Below are 2,150 nucleotides of genomic sequence, written 5' to 3'. Positions count from 1 at the left end.
CTACCGGTCGCGGCAGCGTCCAGCACGTTACGGTTGCCGAAAACACCGGCCTCGTCGGCGTCGATGGTGTTGTCGTTGCCCACGGAATAGGACCCCGATCCCGTAATGGTGGTCGGATCGCCAATGGCGCCGGACCCAATGCCGGCCACAGTATTGCCTGTACCGATGCTGATCGACTGATCACCTGAGGCTGTGGCACCTTTCCCGATAGCCAGGGCGTCCTGTCCCGATGCCAGGCTATCGGGGCCAGCAGAAAATGCGTTCACACCAGATGATTGAGCATTATTACCGATAGCGGTAGCACTTGCCGCGCTTGAGAAAGCATCACGCCCCATGGCAAGACTATCGGCCCCTGTAGCAGCGGCCTGATTGCCCACCGCCAGGGAGTTATTGCCTTGCGCATCGGAAAGCACCCCGATGGCGACCGCATTCTCTCCTAACGATGTTGCCTGCCCACCGATAGCAGTAGCATTGAGGGCCGCCTGCGTGGCGTTACCAATAGCCACGGCCTGATCGGCCGCGGCATCGGCGGTCGTGCCGATCGCAACCGTCTGAGCACCTGACGCAGTCGCTTCGCGACCCAACGCCACCGCATCCTGCTGACTGGCTACCGCACGAGTACCAAAAGCCAAAGAGTCGATACCCAGCGCCTGGGTACTATCCATCGTATGATCCCGGTTAGTATCGGCCGAGCCGATCGCAATAGCACGCTCACCTTCAGCCAAAGAAGACAGCCCCATGGCCACGGCGCCATCACCTAACGCAGATGACACATTGCCGAAGGCAATAGCATTTCTAGCCACCGATGCTGATTCTCGCCCAACAGCGATACTAGCAAACTCATTTGCCACCGCTCGATTACCAACCACCACATTATTATTATGGCCTGAATACGAATAAGCACCAAGGACAGTTGAAGCGCCCCAATAAGTCTCGGGGGATTCTGCAATGGAACCGGCACCAAGAACCACCGACCCCTGGGATCTCGCCTCGGCGTTGGTACCGATAGCCACCGCGCCGGGCACAGTCAAACCACCAGAATAATCAATGGGAAGCCCCATGCCGACCACATTGGGGTTGCTCCAATATAGAGTGGTGAGGCCAGTATCTTCGGCAACAGTACCATCCCCAACCCTCAGCCCGTCTCCAGACCCATTCAGCACGGCATACTTGGAGGCAAAGCTGGCCGGAGACACGGACAACCCCAGCAATACCAGCAAGGATGCAAAAGTCGAGTAGGCGAAGAACCTGCCAACGGAGCTAGCAACAGCATCTCGCACCGCAGGAGAAACTCCGACTTGTCGTACAGTAGATTTGTCGCAGGTTCTAGCAGCTTCCGATGCCACGACCAGACGACCAAGCGTTCGATTCCAGACGATGCGAAAAACATTGTTCATAATTGCCCACCTTCTATTTACGTGACCATGCTGTCGAAGAAGCTTTCCCAGGAAAGCCCACTCTGCAGGACAGGCCCGCCTTGACCCATGCCCCTCTTAGGTGCGCACTAAACATGGGCTTCGAGTGGTCGGTCAATGTATATAGAGGAGAACTATTATGAACTCGCCATATGCTCTTGAAGCAGCCACCTTGCCTTCATAAAAGTTTACAAAAACTCCATGGCAAAGGTGCTCTTCAATTTGTTAACTCCCGTTTTCCTTCTGTGATTGAGAATAATACTGATACTGCAGCTTCATCCTCTCCTAAAGACTATGAAGGTACCTATCTCGGGTGAACTTGGCCCTTCGGATGTCCTTCTCTCCGACAGTTCCTTTCCGTATTGGCTGTTCTGCCTCGGGGCCTTCAAAACGACGGCCCCGAGGCTCTCACCTTGCTTACCAGTGGAAGCCAGCACCAACACCGGCACCGAAGTTGCCCTGGGAGTCACCAGTGGCGTTGAGTTTCACCGCCCAACGACCATTGTCGGAGAGACGCGATACCCCCACGGCCACCGCCGACTCGCCGTTGTAGGTCCCCGCGCCGGCTGACACCATGCTCTTGCCGGGCAGATAGGCCTGGGGCACGGAGGCTGCGGCGATGGCACTGGCCGAGCCCGCATTGGAATCATCCTCGACATCGTCGATGCGATCGTTGAGCCCACCGATCTGCCGGTTGAACTGCTGGTTCAGTTCCTGCAGCTGCCCCACATTCGC

At 56.7% G+C, this 2,150-nt stretch carries 2 protein-coding genes; both read right to left on the bottom strand.

Features of this window, described 5'->3' with window-relative positions; all coding sequences use genetic code 11:
- On the bottom strand, positions 1–1,397 hold a 1,397-nt coding region (locus RSO41_RS18445; protein ID WP_315620721.1), incomplete at its 3' end, for an ESPR-type extended signal peptide-containing protein.
- A 435-nt stretch (positions 1,398–1,832) separates the two neighbouring features.
- The coding region (locus RSO41_RS18440; protein WP_315620720.1) for a YadA C-terminal domain-containing protein at positions 1,833–2,150 on the bottom strand (318 nt) is incomplete at its 5' end.

The sequence above is a fragment of the Halomonas sp. I1 genome (assembly GCF_032334135.1).
Lineage (GTDB): Bacteria > Pseudomonadota > Gammaproteobacteria > Pseudomonadales > Halomonadaceae > Halomonas.
Note: the sequence above shows the minus strand (reverse complement) of the source record. Positions and strands in the feature narration are given on the sequence as shown.